A 17,116-nucleotide genomic window follows, 5' to 3' on the forward strand; every position below is an offset into this window, starting at 1 on the left:
AAATCAAACTCTTTAAAGGAAAAGTCAATGGCCAAACAAACCATCACAGTGATCAAAGGCGACGGCATCGGTCCGAGCATTATCGACTCAGCACTTGAAATATTAAAAGCCGCAGGTTGCGACTTTGATTATGAATTTGTTGATGCTGGCCTAGCTGCACTTGAAAAAACAGGTGAGTTACTTCCACAAGACACGGTTGATACAATAGCTAGAAACAAAATCACTCTTAAAGGCCCTTTAACAACGCCTGTAGGTGAAGGTTTTACGTCTATTAACGTAACACTTCGTAAGCAATTTGGTTTATACGCTAACGTACGCCCTGTTAAATCATTTGTTGGCACTAAAGCGCGTTACGACGATATTGATATCATTACTATTCGTGAAAATACGCAAGGTATGTACTCAGGTGCAGGCCAAATAGTAAGTGAAGACGGTAATGAAGCAGAAGCAAAATCGATAATTACGCGTGAAGGCGCAGAAAAAATCGTAACTTTTGCATATGAGCTAGCGGTACGTGAAGGTCGTAAAAAAGTAACTGCTGTTCATAAAGCTAACATTTTAAAATCAACATCTGGTTTGTTTTTAAAAGTAGCACGTGAAGTAGCTGAGCGTTACCCACAAATTGAATCAAATGAAATGATTGTTGATGCAACGTGTATGAAACTGGTAATGACACCTGAAGAGTTTGACGTAATTGTTACGACTAACTTATTTGGTGATATTTTATCTGACCTTTGTGCTGGTTTAGTTGGCGGTTTAGGTATGGCTCCAGGTGCTAACATTGGTGAAGACGCTGCAATTTTTGAAGCTGTACACGGTAGTGCACCAGATATTGCTGGCAAAAACCTAGCTAACCCAACATCTGTAATTTTAGCGTCTATCCAAATGCTTGAGCATTTAGATATGGGCGATACAGCAGAGCGTATTCGTAGTGCTGTTGCTGATGTAATTAAATCAGGCGACCGTACAACTCGCGATTTAGGCGGCAGCCACGGTACAACTGATTTCACTCAATCAGTAATTGACCGTTTATAATTAATATTTGTTATTAATTTAAATAGCCCGCTAATTTAGCGGGCTTTTTTTATTTGTTAATTAAGCTTATACCAACCTGGTGTATTTATGCAGGTTAGTATTAAACCTAAATAAACTTAACAGTAGTAATCCTAATAAACCTGCCAATGATCCGCCACTTGAACCCGAACTACTTTGTTGCTTTTGCACTGTAAGAGATAACTCTTTAGTAAAAGTATCATTGGTTTGAGTATCAGTAACATTCAACGTTACATTAAATGTCCCGTCAGTTTGATAAGTATGCCTTGGGTTTTGTAAGTTTGATACCGCACTGCCATCACCAAAATCCCAACTGTAAGTATAACTATTAAAGCCGCCGGTTACTTGCGCATTAAATTGAGCGCTTAAATCATTTACTGTAACGTTTGCGTCTATGCTAAGCGGAACAGTTGCAGTTACATCAACCGCTTTAGTTTGCTCCGTGCCTTCGTTATCTGTCACTGTAAGCGTTACTTGGTAATCACCAGAGTATAAATAATTATAAGTGAGCGATTGCGTCGTTAAAGTACTTCCATCCCCTAGCTGCCAATTATAAGTATACGGTGCGACTCCACCTGTAAACGAAGCTTGAGCTGTTAATATTCCTTGGTTTATTTCATATTCAATTTCATTTACAGATAATGGCTCAACTAATGTAACTTGAGCTACAGCTACTTGCTGTGAAGTATCATTACTTGCCATAAACTCAACGCTATAGGTGCCATAGTCTTGGTATTCATGAGTAGGCGTTAACTCTGTGCTTGAGCTACCATCGTCAAAATTCCACGTGAATTTATCCGCAGGCGTGAGTGCAAAACCTTCAACATTAAAATTAACGATTAAACCTGTTTTAGTAAAATTAATTCCCTTAGTAACATTGTAATTAAGCTCTACTTCTATGTCTTCACTGTCTACTGACTGGCTTGTAATACTAAACTCAAAACCAACCTGTGGAAGCACAACACCTGATGGTTTTTGCGCTGCAAAGCTATAATCGGTTTTATCAGTAAACCCTGTGATAGCTGATAAATCATCATCACCTAACCCTGCCCTTTGTTGATATAAACTAAAAGCAGCATCACGTATTTGAATTGCTGAAGCAGCCGGAGTTTGCGTACTGCCTTTATTTATCGAGCGCTGATCAGCATCTACCACTAATGCAAAACCACTACCTGGATGCTCTGTCGTGTTGTTATCTGCTTGAGATTCATTGCTATACCACAATAATAATCCCGGTGAGTACTGCTCTGCTTGCAAACTACTGTCAACGCCTGTGTATGAACGCAATTGTAAATAGTAATGTGATGGCGATACATATGTGTAACTACCTATTTTTTCAAAGCCATTAAACTCGGTGTTAATTTGATCTTGTGCATTATTTTGCCAAATTAAAGTATCACTTTGCACAATACGCATATCATCCACAACAAAACCATAATAATGTGTGTTCGCATCTGTTATGTATTCAATTTTTAGATCAATTATTTGCCCAGCATAAGCTGATAAATCAAACTTATGAGTTAAATAGCCGTTAGGCTGCTTAGCATCACTATTAAAAAATGAATCACCTGATATATACGGACCAATGTCACCATAGTATGGGTTAATTGCTTGCGTATAATTACTAGCAATAGGCTCCCCATTTACTTTTACCTGTACTAAATCATAGTCGCGCTCAATACTGTAATAAGCAATAAAGCTTAAAGTAAGTGCCTCAGTTGTGTTTGGTAGCGTTACTGTATTAACTAAGCTGTTACTAACATTGTCGCCCGTATTTGAATAGTATTGAAAATCACCTTCTACTGGCGTTTTAAATTTTTCGAGTCGAGATGGCAGTGTTATTTTTATTTGGCTTTGTAGTTGTGAAGTACTCGCAGTATTAATTAATGTTTGCTGTGCGTTAGCATCTATCTCATCCATATCAAGCGTGAGCTGATTAACCCAATTACCCTGGTATCGATTTTGTAAATATTCAAGCGCATAAGGGCTAAACATAACAGGCTCTGAGCCTCGTGGCGAACCTGCCCAACTTCCTGTCGACATAACTGACCAAGACGCGACAGGCTCACCTACCGTGTTAGATTGTAAGTCGTATTCATCTAATAATCCCAAGTCATGCCCAAACTCATGCACCACCACGCCAATCCCAGCATCAATTGGATTAATTGTGTAACCAAAGAGTTTAATACTGCTGCCTGCAATCTCGCTCGGCCCGCTATTTTCATCAAATACATAATAGCGGTGCGACCAAATAGCATCGGTGCTTAGGTAACCACCACCCGCTTCCTCGCCAATACTTGAATGAAAAATCATTACATGGTCAATAATGCCGTTGGGTTCATTAATAATTCCGTCGCCATCAACATCATCTAAATCAGTTAAATCATAGTCCGCTAAATTAATATTAAACTTTGCAACCGCCTTCTCCACAGCCTCTTTGACTAAAGCGGGCGCATTTTTATCACGCGTACTGCCTTGGCGTTCACCATATATTTTTGCATTACTATCAGCGGTTACCCAGCCATATACCTGCCCGTTAAAGTTTAAGCTATTACCAGACGCTGCTTTATAATAATCTGCAGCCGTTGATAAGCTTTGTTCATCAGGGCCCGCATAACCTTGAGTATTAAAAAGCATTTGCTGATAGTGTTCAGTTGAATAATCAGCGTAAAACATGTCGGTGTCTTGCTCTACAAGTTGATTGTCGTCATGTTTAAGATCAGGGAAATCAATTAAGATAGCTAACACTTTTACATCATTAACGCTTTGATCTGGCACTAGCGACGTTGAAAAAGCGACCTGTTGTTTATTTGTATTTGAAAAAACGTTGGACGAGGATTTAAATTGCCTAAAGCCATTTTTAATTGAGTGATTGCCAACGTCTTTGTTACTCATATATGACTTAAATGAACTATCTAACTCACTTGAAGATATTTGGTCTCTTTTTTTAAGCCAATATAAAATACGTTCTTCGTTAGTTATACCAATATCATACGGGCTTAAATTATTAGCCGCTACTATAGGGCTTAATAGCGTAGTTAAAAGCGCAATTAACGTCACTTTTTTCACTGTGTTTTCCTCAAACATAATTATGTAGCAATCATACCTAATAATAGAAATTTAAACATGCGATAAAAACATATAGTTAACATATGCAATTAAAGCTAATGGTCTCTCACACTCTTTTATATCTAAAATCGAACTTACAACCTAAAATGCATAATTTCTGCCAGTAAACTCAATTAAACATAGGTTTTCTGCAGGTTTAAATTAAAAAAAGCCACAAAACGAATTTAAAATGCAAAAAACCACTTTCAAGGTTGACATAAGGGTTCAAAACCCTTAAAAATAAACCTATACAGAATTTTTAATTTAAAAGCAGTGTTTTGCTAAGTAGAGTAAAAACTATGAACACACAAATTAACCTTTTAGTCGTACTCGTACTGGTCTTAGTTATAAGCCCAGCGGGGATGTATTAAAAGGTGATACTGCTTTTTAAAAACCCTCGCACTACGCGGGGGTTTTTTTATGCATAAAAAAGCGCACAGAGGAATGAGGATGAGCAAACAAGAATATAATGGCTCTGAACTAGTAGTTCAGGCATTAAAAGAGTTAAAGGTAAAATACATATTTGGCTACCCCGGTGGTTCGGTTTTAGACTTATATGATGCACTTTTTCAGCAAGATGATATTGAGCATATATTAGTACGTCATGAACAAGCTGCCACACATATGGCTGATGGTTATGCTCGTGCTACTGGAGACGTTGGTGTTGTACTTGCAACCTCAGGCCCTGGCGCTACAAACTGTATAACGGGTATTGCAACGGCCTACATGGATTCAATTCCTATGGTTGTATTATCAGGCCAAGTGCCTACAAGTTTAATTGGCGATGATGCATTCCAAGAAACTGATATTGTTGGCTGTTCTCGCCCTATAGTTAAACACAGCTTTAACTGTAGAAGTGCTAAAGAAATCCCAACAATCTTAGCTAAAGCCTTTTATATAGCCAGTACAGGTCGTCCTGGACCTGTTGTAGTTGAGCTTCCTAAAGATATGCTTAACCCTGCTATAAAGTTTGAATACGAATTTCCTAAAACAACAGAGCTAAGAACATACAGCCCTAATACTAAAGGGCATTCAAAACAAATTCGTAAAGCGGTAACAACTATTCTAGAGGCCAAAAAACTGGTTATCTATTCTGGCGGTGGTATTGTTATTTCAAATACGTCAGAGCAATTAACGCATTTAGTTGAGTCGTTAAATGCGCCCATTACCAATACACTAATGGGGCTTGGCGGCATATCAGGTGTACATCCAAACTTTGTAGGTATGCTAGGCATGCACGGTACGCTTGAGGCCAACAAAGCAATGGCAAACGCCGATGTGATTTTAGCGCTTGGTGCTCGTTTTGATGATCGAGTAACTAATAACGTTAAAAAGTTTTGTCCAAATGCCACAATTGTACATGTAGATGTAGATCCAACTTCAATTTCAAAAACAATCAAAGCGCATATACCGGTTGTAGGTTGCTTAGCAACAGTACTAGAACAACTACAAACGGGTATTGATAAAAGCCCAATTAAAATAGATCGCAGCGCGCAAGAAGATTGGTGGCGCCAAATTATCAGCTGGCGTGAACAAAAATGTTTAAGCTACAACACAGATGGCGACAAAATTAAGCCACAAGCCGTAATTGAAGCTGTTTATAAAGCCACTAATGGCGATGCTTACGTAAGTTCTGACGTTGGTCAGCACCAAATGTTTGCAGCGCAATATTACCCATTTAAGCATCCTCGTCAGTGGATAAATTCAGGCGGCCTAGGCACTATGGGCTTTGGTTTACCTGCTGCTATGGGCGTAAAATTAGCCTTTCCTGATAAAGAGTCAGTGTGTATTACAGGTGATGGCTCTATTCAAATGAATATTCAAGAGCTATCTACCTGCTTGCAGTACAACCTAGCGGTAAAAGTTGTATCACTTAATAACCGCTCTTTAGGTATGGTACGCCAATGGCAAGATATGGTTTACGGCGGTCGTCATTCATCATCTTACATGGACTCGCTGCCTGATTTTGTTAAGTTGGTTGAAAGCTACGGGCATGTGGGTATTAAAGTAAACACACTTGATGAGTTACAACCTGCAATCGATAAAGCTATGAGCATAAACGATCGTTTAGTCTTTTTAGATATTCTTGTAGACGAGAAAGAACATGTATACCCAATGCAAATCAAGTTAGGTGGCATTGATGAGATGTGGTTACGTAAAGGAGTAAAAGCATAATGCGTCGTATTTTATCTATTTTACTGGAAAACGAACCGGGTGCACTGTCGCGTATTGTTGGGCTTTTTTCACAACGTGCATACAACATTGACAGCCTAACTGTGGGCACAACTGATGATCAGTCGTTATCACGTATTACCATTACCACCATGGGTGATGACAGAGTGGTTGAGCAGATCACAAAGCAAGTTAACAAATTAGTCGACGTGCTTAAAATTATCGATTTAACAGAAATGAGTCACATTGAGCGAGAGTTATTGCTTGTTAAGGTATTTGCTCAAGACGAGACGACTCGTGCAGCGGTTACCCGCGTAGTTGATGTGTTCCAGGGTGTTATTTTAGATATGGGCCGACAAAGCTATAGCCTGCAACTAGTGAGTAGTACAGACAAAATAGAATCGTTTTTAGACACACTTCGTCATGAAACCGATATTATTGAAGTTGTACGTTCTGGTGCTGTTGGCATTGGCCGAGGCGATAAAGCCTTAAAAGCATAAATTTATAATATAAAGGCATCAGTTGATGTCTTTATTAAACATAAAAAAAAAGAGCTAAATAGCTCTTTTTTTATTTTAATTCGTTAAACCTATTAAGGGTTTACTTGGTCTTTAAGACCTTTACCTGCTTTAAAGCTTGGGATAGTTGCCGCTGCGATTTGGATCTCAGCACCCGTTTGTGGGTTACGGCCAGTGCGAGCTGCACGTTCTTTTACTGAGAAAGTACCAAAACCAACTAATGCTACTGAATCACCTTCTTTTAAAGAAGAAGTTACAGCACCTGTAAACGCGTCAAGAGCACGAGTAGCAGCGGCTTTAGAGATTTCTGCATCAGTAGCAATTTTTTCAACTAATTGAGCTTTATTCATTGTTAGATTCCTATTCGTTATTATTTTGCCTTCGCAAAACCTATCTTTATGCATTTTTAAAGAGTTAGCAACAGCAAATTGCATTTTTTGCTTAAATTCTTAAAAAATGAGTAAAATTTAAATAATTCTCGGTAGAATACAGCGTGTTGGGTTAACAAAGACTTAATTTGAGTACAATTTTGGCGCAAGTTAAGCAACTGGGTAAATAAGCTATATTTTTTCGATAACTAAGGTCACTTCCCCGACCTCGACTCCAAACTTAACAATAGATGTGCGGTTTATCAAGCGCGATTGTGTAACCAGGTACATCCAATCGTCAAAATTCACTTCTAAAGTACTGCCATCGTATGGAAGCTCTACATCATAATTCCAATGAAATACGCTGCCGTCACTTTTGCCTTTTGCTGTACCTATAACATCAGCTGCTGTCCCCGTTAAACTATTGTCTTCATTTAACGTTATTTTCCAGATTCGCTTTTGGGTTTCGCCATCATCATAAATAAAGTCTTCTTCAATAACGCCCTGGTTACCGTCCCAAGTCGCATTCATATCTACGACAAGCTTTCGGGTCAATTCGCCTTTAAAGTCTTGTACAACACCATAGGCTTTCAAATTTCCGCTAAAAAACGTTTTAAAGTCGAAATTTGGCGATGTATTTTTATAATGTTCAACATTTGGTGCCGAACAGCTAATTAAAAGTAGAGCCGAGAGGCTCATAACAGCTGCTTTTAACGTGTTTAATATGTTCATATTAATTCCCTAATAATTGCTTTCGTAATTTTGGTTCAGAGGTTTTTTCATCAAGCCAAATAGCTAAAAAGTCACTCGAAAATTGAGGTTCATCAATTTCACCCATTTTTTCATCATTATGATAAAAAGTGCTCATACCTTGCTCATTTGTCACTAATGTTAGTGAGTCACCCTTTTTTATATCAGGCCAAATAGACAACAATTTACTGTCGTATTTATCTGCCAGCCCTGTTTTTCCAAGATGTTCCCACTGCTCATTTGTTGCTTTTACTATTTCTTTAGCGTCAAAGTCACGTAAATAGGTAAGCTTAAACTTAACAGGATGTGTTCCTGCGCTGTAATTACCTGAAGGGGTAAATAGCACAGCGTCATATACATCCCAAAATAAATACTCCATTCGTGCTTCGCCTACTTTATTAAATTGTGTGTTAGCTAAAACAATTGAAGTGGTAAGCAAATAAAAAGTAACTGCCTTTAGTAAAAATTTCAAAATAAGCTCCCTTTGAGTCAATGGGTAATGTTACGAAATAGAAATTGTGGAAGATCAGCGATTGATGAATAACTTGATTTTTTGGTTTATGAAAAGAATAACAGTAAACACTGTAGACCAAAGCGCCCCGTAAACGAGCCAGAATTGCCATAAAGGTAAACCTAAACTTATTACTTCAAAGCGCGCTCCAGCCCAATAACTTGCTGGCGCAAATGCCATACATACCAAAAAGGCCTGCCAAAGCTTTAATTTACTCAAAAAAACCATTGAGGTATTTAAAGAAAGTAGTAATGCAGCCCATAAAAACACGAGCCATAGAGGGAAGGGATAAACTTTAAATTCTAACAAGCCTAACTTTACCGCTATAAATTCTAACAATAGTGCTAAAGGTAGGGCTTTAATTAATAGTAAGGAGTCTTGTTTTTTCTGCTTTGACAAACAAAACATTAAAACAATAATCAAGCCACTAAAAAGTAGCGAATTGGCTTCAAGCAGCAATGATAAAAACCACACTGCTTGAAATAAAACAAAATTAGTAACCGAGCGCAATATCATCGTTATCACTAGTAAAACGAGGTTTACGCGCCATTAAATGTACCGTACTTGTTGCTCTGGCTCTAAACGCACCTTCACAATAAGCAAAATAAAATAACCATAAACGATAAAAGCGTTCATCAAATTTAGAGCGGTCTAAATCAGGCCAGCTTTTTATAAAACGAGTTCGCCAATCTGCTAATGTTCTTGCGTAGTGAGCACCAATATCATTAACAGTATGAATAACCATATCGGTATTATTTTTAATCTGCTCACTCATTTCGTTAAGCGATGGCAAACATCCGCCCGGAAAAATATACTGCTGAATAAAGTCAGAGTTTTTTAAGTAGTGCTTATAACGCTGATCGCCAATAGTAATTGCTTGAATAAGCATGGCGCCATCGTCTTTTAGGAGCTCACCACACTGAGTGAAAAAGCTCGGCAAATAATCATGACCCACTGCTTCTATCATTTCAATAGAAACAAGCTTGTCGTATTTACCTTTTAGTAGTCTGTAATCGAGCTTAAGTAATGTTATTTTACTTTCAAGACCAAGTTCAACAATCTTGTTAGCTACATAATCATGTTGCTCATCAGATATGGTTGTTGTTGTTACATGGCAACCGTAATGTGTGGCTGCATATATAGCAAATGCCCCCCACCCTGTACCAATTTCAATTACTGAATCATTTTTTTGAAGCTCAACTTGCTCACAAATGCGTTTAAGCTTGTATTGTTGAGCCTCTTCAAGTGTCGCTTCTTTTGTAGGATATACAGCACTTGAGTAAAGCATTTCTTTACTTAAAAATGATTCGTACAAATCATTACCTAAGTCGTAATGAGCAACAATATTTTTCTTAGAACCCGATTCTGAATTTTTGTTTTTTATGTGATTAAATCGGTGTGCGATATTACTAAAAAATGCGAATTTTTTTTCAAACTCATCAAGTTGCTTTTCGTTTATAGCAAATATCTCAATGAATGAAGTTAAGTTGTCACAAGACCAATGCCCCAAAATATACGCTTCACCAGCGCCAACGCTCCCAGATAACGCAAACGCTTTATACATAGCTTTATCATTAACTGTTACTGTTACTTTTAACGCAGACGATACATCACCAAAAACTGTACGCTCATTTCCTTCAATTAAAACAACTTGACCTGTTTCAATTGACGAAAAGGCTTTAGTTACTAATTTTTTATATATATTAGTTAACCAACTAGTGCTTTGTTCGCAATTTAAGCTCGACACTTTATCCATTAAAATACCTATTAATTGTCCTGACTACCTATGTGCTTTATGGCTTACCTGAGTGACCTAAAAAAGGCACTCGCTTTATAAACAACTTTAATGCTTGATAATAAATACCTTTGAAAATAGACCATGTCATGGCCGGAAAACGTTTAAACAACTTATTAATCTCTTCGTTAGTGAGGTCTTTACGTTTCAAGCGAAGTGTTGCATCAAATAATAACTCTTCATTTCGCTTATTTTCAATGTGTATCAATGTTTTATCAGGCGATTGTTTAACATGCCAATGATAGTTCATATCCAGATTCATAAAAGGTGATACGGAAAAAACCTTCTTAAAGTTCACTTTTTTTTCTAAAGGGACTAAATAATAATGACGCTCGTTCCATGGTGTATTACTCACTTCAGCTATCATGTACTTAAAACGGGTGTCGTTGTGGCCAAAAAAGTAAAAATTAACAGGGCTAAAATACACACCAAAACAACGAAATTGCCCTAGCATGTAAATATGAGAAAAGGTTTCAGTAATACCTAAATTGGCAAGTTGATCATGCGCACGCTCAATAAGAGGTCGTTTAGCAAGTTCTGAGGTATCTTTAAGATAATCAGCTTCATTAAATTTTAACGCTTTTAAGCCTGACGTACCTAAGTGTTTATGCACACCATTTAGTTGTTGAGGATTATTTAAATCTACCCACATCATATACAAAGGGTAACTAAAACGATGTTCTTTAACAGCAAAACGGCGATGTTTTACATCGCCTAAATACACTGCACTAGTCAAATTCGACCCCAAGTTGCTTGGCTACATCTACACCACTGTGTACGCCATCTTCATGAAAACCATTGTACCAATAAGCACCACAAAAATAACTATTGTTTTGCCCATCAATACTGTGTTTAAGCTTTTGAGCAGCAATTGACTCTTGGTTAAATACAGGGTGATGATAAGTAAACTCGCGCAAAATTTTACTTTGGCTTATTCCTTCAAGGTGATTAAGCGTTACACAAAACTGTGTATCCGATTGTATACCTTGTAAAATATTCATTTGGTAAGTAACAACAGCTGCTTTATCAGTGTTGTTATTAAGCAGGTAGTTCCAACTTGCCCATGCCGCTTTTCTATCAGGTAAAAGGTTTGTATCGGTGTGCAGCACAACTGAATTCTCAGTGTAAGCTATTGCACCCAATACTGACTTTTCTTGCTCAGTTGCATCACCAAGTAGTGCAAGCGCCTGATCTGAATGACAAGCAAATATTACTTTATCAAACTTACTTAATTCACCATTGGCAAACTCTAATGTTACTTCATCATTTTGACGCGTAACAGATTTAATATCTGTATTAAGTTTAATTTTATCAGCAAAACCTCTGATCAGTGGTTTAATATACTGACGAGAGCCACCTGGTACTACATACCACTGTGGTCTGTTTGTTACATCTAAAAGGCCATGATTAAAGAAGAACTTAACAAAAAATTCAACGCCTACATTTTCCATTTCTTTAATACTGGTAGACCAAATAGCCGCGCCCATCGGAAGAATATAATGGTATTTAAAAAAGTCATTAAAGTGATTGTCGCTAAGCAGTTGCCCTAATGATTGATCAGATTGGTAATCATCTTTTTCATGTAGTGCTTTACACAATTTGTTAAACCTAACAATGTCGTACAATAATCGCCAAAACTTAGGTCTAAAAATATTACGACGCTGTGCAAACAGGCTTGTAAACGTATGGCCATTGTATTCAAAGCCAGTGGCTTCGTTATGAACACTAAAGCTCATTTGGGTTGTTTGTTTATCTACACCAATACGCGATAGTAACTTTTCAAAGTATGGGTAAGTTCTGTCATTAAATACAATAAAGCCAGTATCAATTGCGTATTTTATGCCGCATACATCAACATCAACCGTTGCGGTGTGACCACCTATATAATCATTTTTTTCAAATACGGTTACATCGTAATGTTTATGAAGCAAATGCCCACATGTTAAACCAGATACACCAGTTCCTATTATTGCTATTTTTTTCAACGGGCTAATCCTTTTGCGATTTTAAGCCAAATTGGGAGTGGTAAAATACGTAATGCTTTTAATATAAGTGTAAAACGGTACGGAAAGTGAACATCTTTTCGGCGCTTATGTATTCCCTTAATCATATAATCTGCGGCTTTTTCAGCGGTAACGGCCATAGGCATCGGGAAATCATTTTTATTAGTAAGCGGAGTTTTCACAAAGCCAGGGTGAACTAAAGTCACATCAACATCATCTAAATCAACAGCTAAGCTTTTTGCTAAGTAACTTACACCCGCTTTTGATGCACCATAAGCTTCTGAACGAGGTAGCGCAAGATAGGTAACACTTGAGCTGACCAAAACAAGCTGACCACCTGAATTTATTTTAGGAAGTAGCGCCTCAAGGCAATACCCCATAGAGAGTAAATTTACGTTTATTACACGTTCAAACAATGCACTATCAAAGTTTCGTGCGTCATCTATGTATTCACAGTTACCCGCGTTTAAAATAACACGGTCAAAATGAGGAAAGCCAACTGTCGACTCTTTAATGTCTTGTAGATTAGTTGCATCAAATTTACATGCTTGAATATTGTCGTATTTAGCAAGCTCAGCGAGCTTTTCACTATTACGGCCACAAGCTATAACAGTGTCTCCCAACTGCGCATATTTAATTGCTAACTGCTCACCAATACCAGAAGTAGCACCCGTTATAAGTGTGATCATAATTAACCTGCCCTTTTATCAATTAGCTTTATAACACTACCAAGTAAAGGAATATGTTTGTACAGCAACTCGCCCACATTAAAGTAGTCTCTGTGCTTGATAATTTTGCCATTTTCAAAAATAAGCTTGCTATGACCTTCTACCGAAATAGTTTTACCTGATGAAAGCTTTGGATGTGCATAGTGCATAGTCCAATAGATAAAAGCATTGTTGCCGCTATCAAACGAATCATTAATATCAAACTGACAATGCTTAACATTGCTATATAAGTTAGCAAAGTACCTGCGCAATTCTACAATGCCATTAATTTCATGCATCGGGTCTATAAACTGTATGTTGTCACAGTAAATATCACTCAATAAATCAAGATTAGTGCTATCAAGCTGTTGGTATATTTCAACAAATTTATCTACTGGTAACTGGTTATCCATATCACACCTTAAATGCAGCAAGTGCACGTTCTCGTGCCGCTTTATGATCAACTATTGCTGGCCAGTAACATTCCTTATCTTTACCTATTGCGGCTAAATAAGTGTGTGGAAAATGAATGTGTTTATCTGGCACGTTTTCAAGCTCTGGCAAATACTTACGGATAAACTTGCCAGTTGGATCAAAGCGCTCGCTTTGTCTGATAGGGTTAAAAACTCTAAAGTAAGGCTGAGCATCACACCCGGTACTTGCAGCCCACTGCCAGCCACCATTATTTGAGGCTAAATCGCCATCAATTAGGTGCTGCATAAAAAAGCGCTCACCTTCGCGCCAGTCTATTAATAAATGCTTAGTTAAAAAGCTCGCAACAACCATACGTAAACGATTGTGCATCCAACCGGTTTGCTTTAGTTGTAGCATTGCAGCATCTACTAACGGGTAACCTGTACGCCCTTCACACCATGCTGTAAATTCATTTTCGCTTTTACGCCACACTACGGCGTTATACTTTTCGTTAAAGTTATCACCGCGCGAAAGCTTCGGAAATTCAGCAATTAAATGCCTGTAAAATTCGCGCCAAACAAGCTCGTTAATCCACGTAAACGTTTTACTTTTTGACGTAGTTAAAATATCAGGATAACGCTGCTGAATATTAATAAGCAGCTGTTTTGTGCTTACAATACCAAGTGCTAAATACGGGCTTAAACCTGATGTGCCTTTTACGCTGGGTATATCACGCTGATCGTCGTAGCTTGTAAGTTTGTCACATATAAAATTATCAACTACGGTTGAGAGTGTTTCGTCGTCAACCGGCCACTTATCTGAGCATCCATCACTTTTTAGTAAATCACTCTCGTCAAACTCAATAGGGTCAGAAGTTAAAGGCCATTGTGGCAAACTAAAGTGTGTATCTTGATACTGCTTTAACCATGCTCGCTTAAATGGAGTAAACACTTTATACATTTCATTACTTTGGTTTTTAACCGTTCCAACAGGTGCAATTAAATCACCTTCGTACAAAGTAAAAGTAATTGAAAGCTCATCGCATTCGTGCAAAATTGCTTTATCGCGGTTTACTTCATTAAGCTCATATTCTGTATTAGCAATTACGTGTTTTACATCGTTTGCTTTACAAAAATCAATAAGCTCACGCGTACAATCAGAAAAGCTAGGCGCTTCAATAACATGTAAAGTAATGCCGTAATCAGCAAGCTGAGATTGAAGATAAGTAACTCGGCGCTTGAGTAAGTCAATCTGAATAGGCGCAGCTTGGTGCTGTTGCCACTGTTTTTCAGACACAAAAAAAATGGCGTGTTTAGCGCCATTATTTAGCGCTTGAATTAACGCTTCGTTAGAAAAAAGGCGCAAATCGCGCCTAAACCAAAATAATGTATCCATTAAATACCAAATCGTAGTTTTAAATCGTGAGGGTAAGGGTTAAAAAACACTTGTTTTTCAAGGTACTCATTTGGGTGAACCTTCAAATGATGTTTTAACAAGGTAAGTGGTACATACAATGGCACCAAACCTTCGCGGTATTCATCTATCGCATCACGAAGTTCTTGTTTTTCAACCTTCGATAAATCAGTTTTAAAGTAACCTTGTAAATGCATTAGCGTGTTGCAATTATTTCTGCGAGAAGCTGGCTTTTTAAGACCCGTCATCAAACCTAGAATATATTCATCAGCAACTGCATTTATATCGTCACCTACATAAGTCCCCAGCAGGTTACCCAAATCACGATAAGCTTGATAGTTATGAGCCATCAACAAGTACTTATACTGAGAGTGAAATTGAGTAAGCTTATGGACCGTAAGCGGCTCTTGTACTAATTTTTGCCAGTTTTTAAATACGTAAATTCTCATTACAAAGTTTTCACGTAAATGCATGTCGTTTAAACGTCCGTTTTCTTCACATGGCAATAATGGGTTGTGCTTCATTATTTGCTCAGCAAAAAAACCAACGCCTTCAGAGGTATTACCTGTTCCTGCTTCATTGTATATTTTAATGCGCTCCATGCCGCAACTTGGGCTTTTTGCACAAAATACAAACCCGCTTAATTCTTTAGCTTGTTCAGTTGCAACTTTTTTACCATATTCAGTAAGTTGTTGTCCTACTTCGCCGGTGCCATCTGGGCGGCATACTTTAATAGTATCGCCAACTTTAACTTGGCGAATAGTTGGACGAGGTATCGGTAAACCAACAGCTACTTCCGGACAAAACCGTGTGTATTCAACGTGTTTGCCTAGTTCATCCATACAAAAATTTGACTTTTTATGTCCTGTGTCAAATCTAACTTTTTCGCCTGCTAAGCAGGCGCTTATACCTATTTTTATTATATCTGTGTGCATATATTCTCTTAGTAAATCAAATTACCTATTGGATTTAGTAACTTGCTGAAGCCCTTATTAAAATGTAGCGCACTACTGACAACTGTAAAGCATAAACATCCATCTTTCGTTAAAGGTGTATGTTGATGACTACCATCTTGCCAAATAAAATCGCCTGGTACGTAATTACCATCTTCATCACTAAACTCACCGTCTAGTAGTAAAGTAACTTCAAATCCGGTATGTGTATGCTCAGGAATTTCGCCACCAGCATCAATATGCAGTAGGCTAGAACGCAGCGCACCATCATCAAGCGAAACGCGAGATCGTGCCAGCTTACCAACTTGTGTAAATTTGCTATGAGAAATACGTGTTAAAGCACGTGGAAGTTGGTAGTTATGCTCATTCACTTTAATAGATACAGGCTCTACTTCGTAAACTTCATCGATAGAATCATCAGACATGATCATATCGAGAACATTTAGTTCAAATTCTTCAAGTAAATCAGATTTCTCGGTTTGAGGTTTCTCAAATTGAGCAGGCTCTTCACTAAATAATGCATTTGCATTACTTGCTTCAATTTTAGCTACTTTAGCTTGGCACACAGGGCACATGTCTACGTGAATAGAAACGGCTAAACTCAATGATGTAGCAAGTGATGCATCGCAATACTGTGTCAGTAAAGTTTCACTCGGGTGATGTTTAATCATGCTGATCTCCCATTTCATTACGTAATTTTTGCAAGGCCAAACGTAACCGTGATTTTACCGTGCCTACTGGAATATTAAGTTGATGTGCAAGTTGCTCTTGCGACATATCTTGAAAATAAACGCCTCTTACCACTTCGCGTTGAGCAATTGGTAATTTGTCTAAATAGCGCTTAATTTGCTTATCTTCTAAATGATCACTGTATTCGTGATGCGTATCTTGTGAGTCGTTTAGTAACGGCCAAATATCTTCGCTTATATTTTCTTCTTTATTACTTTTCATTTTACGAAGCATATCGAACGAAGCGTTACGCATAACGGTATAAACCCACGTAGTAGCAGCGCCTTTTTCACTATGATACAAATGTGCTTTACGCCAAACAGACGTTAATGTTTCTTGCACAAGCTCCATGGCTTGGGCTTCAACACCAAACTGCTTAATTCCAAAGCGTTTAATTTTTGGCGCAAAGTATTCAAATAAATATGAAAACGCTTTTTTATCGCGTGATTGCGCAACATCTATAAGCGCTTGCATGAGCTCTTTACTCGGCGTTTCTGGCATGGCAGTGTACTTACCTGTATTAGGTTCACAACGTGGTGACTGTTGTTGACTTACCATAATAATTTATCCCGTTATTGCTTTTGTATTAAGTAATACGGGCAATAATTAATTTAGGATCATA

17 protein-coding genes are annotated in these 17,116 nt (G+C 37.8%); 3 read left to right on the forward strand and 14 right to left on the reverse strand.

Annotated features, from left to right (window positions below; genetic code table 11):
- Window positions 1-27: 27 nt before the first annotated feature.
- Window positions 28-1,035: an isocitrate dehydrogenase gene (locus AAEY68_RS00175; RefSeq protein ID WP_007580684.1), complete on the forward strand. Its 1,008-nt coding sequence runs from the start codon at window positions 28-30 to the stop codon at window positions 1,033-1,035.
- Window positions 1,036-1,101: 66 nt separating this feature from the next.
- Here the strand turns inward: AAEY68_RS00175 and AAEY68_RS00180 are convergent, their stop codons facing one another.
- Window positions 1,102-4,122: an immune inhibitor A domain-containing protein gene (locus tag AAEY68_RS00180; RefSeq protein WP_350585315.1), complete on the reverse strand. Its 3,021-nt coding sequence runs from the start codon at window positions 4,120-4,122 to the stop codon at window positions 1,102-1,104.
- A 489-nt stretch (window positions 4,123-4,611) separates the two neighbouring features.
- Here AAEY68_RS00180 and AAEY68_RS00185 point away from each other — a divergent pair, with 489 nt between their 5' ends.
- Window positions 4,612-6,336, forward strand: coding sequence for an acetolactate synthase 3 large subunit (locus tag AAEY68_RS00185; protein ID WP_010552970.1), 1,725 nt, complete (start codon window positions 4,612-4,614; stop codon window positions 6,334-6,336).
- Complete coding sequence (ilvN, locus tag AAEY68_RS00190; RefSeq protein WP_007580691.1) at window positions 6,336-6,833, forward strand: acetolactate synthase small subunit; 498 nt, start codon at window positions 6,336-6,338, stop codon at window positions 6,831-6,833. Before AAEY68_RS00185 ends, ilvN begins: the two co-directional genes overlap by 1 nt.
- Before the next feature lie 92 nt (window positions 6,834-6,925).
- On the opposite strand, the gene AAEY68_RS00195 is transcribed toward ilvN, so the two are convergent.
- The 13 genes from AAEY68_RS00195 to AAEY68_RS00255 all read right to left on the reverse strand — a co-directional run bounded on the left by AAEY68_RS00195 (window position 6,926) and on the right by AAEY68_RS00255 (window position 17,052).
- Window positions 6,926-7,201 (reverse strand): HU family DNA-binding protein, encoded by a 276-nt coding sequence (locus tag AAEY68_RS00195; RefSeq protein WP_002962474.1) that lies wholly within the window; start codon window positions 7,199-7,201, stop codon window positions 6,926-6,928.
- A gap of 210 nt (window positions 7,202-7,411) precedes the next feature.
- On the reverse strand, window positions 7,412-7,951 hold the full coding sequence (locus AAEY68_RS00200; protein WP_024592211.1) for a DUF3833 domain-containing protein: 540 nt from the start codon (window positions 7,949-7,951) through the stop codon (window positions 7,412-7,414).
- A gap of 1 nt (window position 7,952) precedes the next feature.
- Complete coding sequence (locus AAEY68_RS00205; protein WP_010552972.1) at window positions 7,953-8,441, reverse strand: chalcone isomerase family protein; 489 nt, start codon at window positions 8,439-8,441, stop codon at window positions 7,953-7,955.
- A gap of 54 nt (window positions 8,442-8,495) precedes the next feature.
- Window positions 8,496-8,996 carry a DUF2878 domain-containing protein gene (locus AAEY68_RS00210; RefSeq protein ID WP_007580697.1) on the reverse strand — a complete coding sequence of 167 codons (501 nt, stop codon included), beginning with the start codon at window positions 8,994-8,996 and terminating at the stop codon, window positions 8,496-8,498.
- The gene (locus AAEY68_RS00215; protein ID WP_024592210.1) at window positions 8,974-10,236 is read right to left on the reverse strand and encodes an SAM-dependent methyltransferase; all 1,263 of its coding nucleotides are present in this window, start codon (window positions 10,234-10,236) and stop codon (window positions 8,974-8,976) included. Before AAEY68_RS00215 ends, AAEY68_RS00210 begins: the two co-directional genes overlap by 23 nt.
- 37 nt (window positions 10,237-10,273) lie before the next feature.
- A complete protein-coding gene (locus tag AAEY68_RS00220) occupies window positions 10,274-11,011 on the reverse strand; it encodes a DUF1365 domain-containing protein (protein WP_024592209.1) in 738 nt (245 codons plus the stop codon).
- Window positions 11,004-12,260 (reverse strand): NAD(P)/FAD-dependent oxidoreductase, encoded by a 1,257-nt coding sequence (locus tag AAEY68_RS00225; protein WP_024592208.1) that lies wholly within the window; start codon window positions 12,258-12,260, stop codon window positions 11,004-11,006. Before AAEY68_RS00225 ends, AAEY68_RS00220 begins: the two co-directional genes overlap by 8 nt.
- A complete protein-coding gene (locus AAEY68_RS00230; protein WP_007580704.1) occupies window positions 12,257-12,967 on the reverse strand; it encodes an SDR family NAD(P)-dependent oxidoreductase in 711 nt (236 codons plus the stop codon). The genes AAEY68_RS00225 and AAEY68_RS00230 overlap by 4 nt, the downstream gene beginning before the upstream one ends.
- 2 nt (window positions 12,968-12,969) lie before the next feature.
- Complete coding sequence (locus AAEY68_RS00235) at window positions 12,970-13,398, reverse strand: nuclear transport factor 2 family protein (RefSeq protein WP_024592207.1); 429 nt, start codon at window positions 13,396-13,398, stop codon at window positions 12,970-12,972.
- A gap of 1 nt (window position 13,399) precedes the next feature.
- Window positions 13,400-14,794, reverse strand: coding sequence for a deoxyribodipyrimidine photo-lyase (phrB, locus tag AAEY68_RS00240; RefSeq protein ID WP_024592206.1), 1,395 nt, complete (start codon window positions 14,792-14,794; stop codon window positions 13,400-13,402).
- Complete coding sequence (locus AAEY68_RS00245; protein WP_007580711.1) at window positions 14,794-15,747, reverse strand: YbgA family protein; 954 nt, start codon at window positions 15,745-15,747, stop codon at window positions 14,794-14,796. Before AAEY68_RS00245 ends, phrB begins: the two co-directional genes overlap by 1 nt.
- An 8-nt stretch (window positions 15,748-15,755) precedes the next feature.
- Window positions 15,756-16,436, reverse strand: a complete 681-nt coding sequence (locus AAEY68_RS00250; RefSeq protein WP_024591091.1) for a ChrR family anti-sigma-E factor — start codon at window positions 16,434-16,436, stop codon at window positions 15,756-15,758.
- Entirely contained in the window at window positions 16,429-17,052 is a 624-nt protein-coding gene (locus AAEY68_RS00255) for a sigma-70 family RNA polymerase sigma factor (protein ID WP_010552978.1), read from the reverse strand. The genes AAEY68_RS00250 and AAEY68_RS00255 overlap by 8 nt, the downstream gene beginning before the upstream one ends.
- Window positions 17,053-17,116: the final 64 nt, after the last annotated feature.

It is taken from the genome of Pseudoalteromonas sp. RB2-MNA-CIBAN-0110, from assembly GCF_040309305.1.
GTDB lineage: Bacteria > Pseudomonadota > Gammaproteobacteria > Enterobacterales > Alteromonadaceae > Pseudoalteromonas > Pseudoalteromonas arctica.

Coding starts and splice junctions, on each gene's coding strand:
- ilvN (WP_007580691.1), top strand. CDS start 6,336: ATGCGTCGTATTTTATCTATTTTACTGGAAAACGAACCGGGTGCACTG.
- AAEY68_RS00235 (WP_024592207.1), bottom strand. CDS start 13,398: ATGGATAACCAGTTACCAGTAGATAAATTTGTTGAAATATACCAACAG.
- AAEY68_RS00230 (WP_007580704.1), bottom strand. CDS start 12,967: ATGATCACACTTATAACGGGTGCTACTTCTGGTATTGGTGAGCAGTTA.
- AAEY68_RS00255 (WP_010552978.1), bottom strand. CDS start 17,052: ATGGTAAGTCAACAACAGTCACCACGTTGTGAACCTAATACAGGTAAG.
- AAEY68_RS00210 (WP_007580697.1), bottom strand. CDS start 8,996: ATGATATTGCGCTCGGTTACTAATTTTGTTTTATTTCAAGCAGTGTGG.
- AAEY68_RS00200 (WP_024592211.1), bottom strand. CDS start 7,951: ATGAACATATTAAACACGTTAAAAGCAGCTGTTATGAGCCTCTCGGCT.
- AAEY68_RS00175 (WP_007580684.1), top strand. CDS start 28: ATGGCCAAACAAACCATCACAGTGATCAAAGGCGACGGCATCGGTCCG.
- AAEY68_RS00215 (WP_024592210.1), bottom strand. CDS start 10,236: ATGGATAAAGTGTCGAGCTTAAATTGCGAACAAAGCACTAGTTGGTTA.
- AAEY68_RS00195 (WP_002962474.1), bottom strand. CDS start 7,201: ATGAATAAAGCTCAATTAGTTGAAAAAATTGCTACTGATGCAGAAATC.
- phrB (WP_024592206.1), bottom strand. CDS start 14,794: ATGGATACATTATTTTGGTTTAGGCGCGATTTGCGCCTTTTTTCTAAC.
- AAEY68_RS00250 (WP_024591091.1), bottom strand. CDS start 16,436: ATGATTAAACATCACCCGAGTGAAACTTTACTGACACAGTATTGCGAT.
- AAEY68_RS00245 (WP_007580711.1), bottom strand. CDS start 15,747: ATGCACACAGATATAATAAAAATAGGTATAAGCGCCTGCTTAGCAGGC.
- AAEY68_RS00185 (WP_010552970.1), top strand. CDS start 4,612: ATGAGCAAACAAGAATATAATGGCTCTGAACTAGTAGTTCAGGCATTA.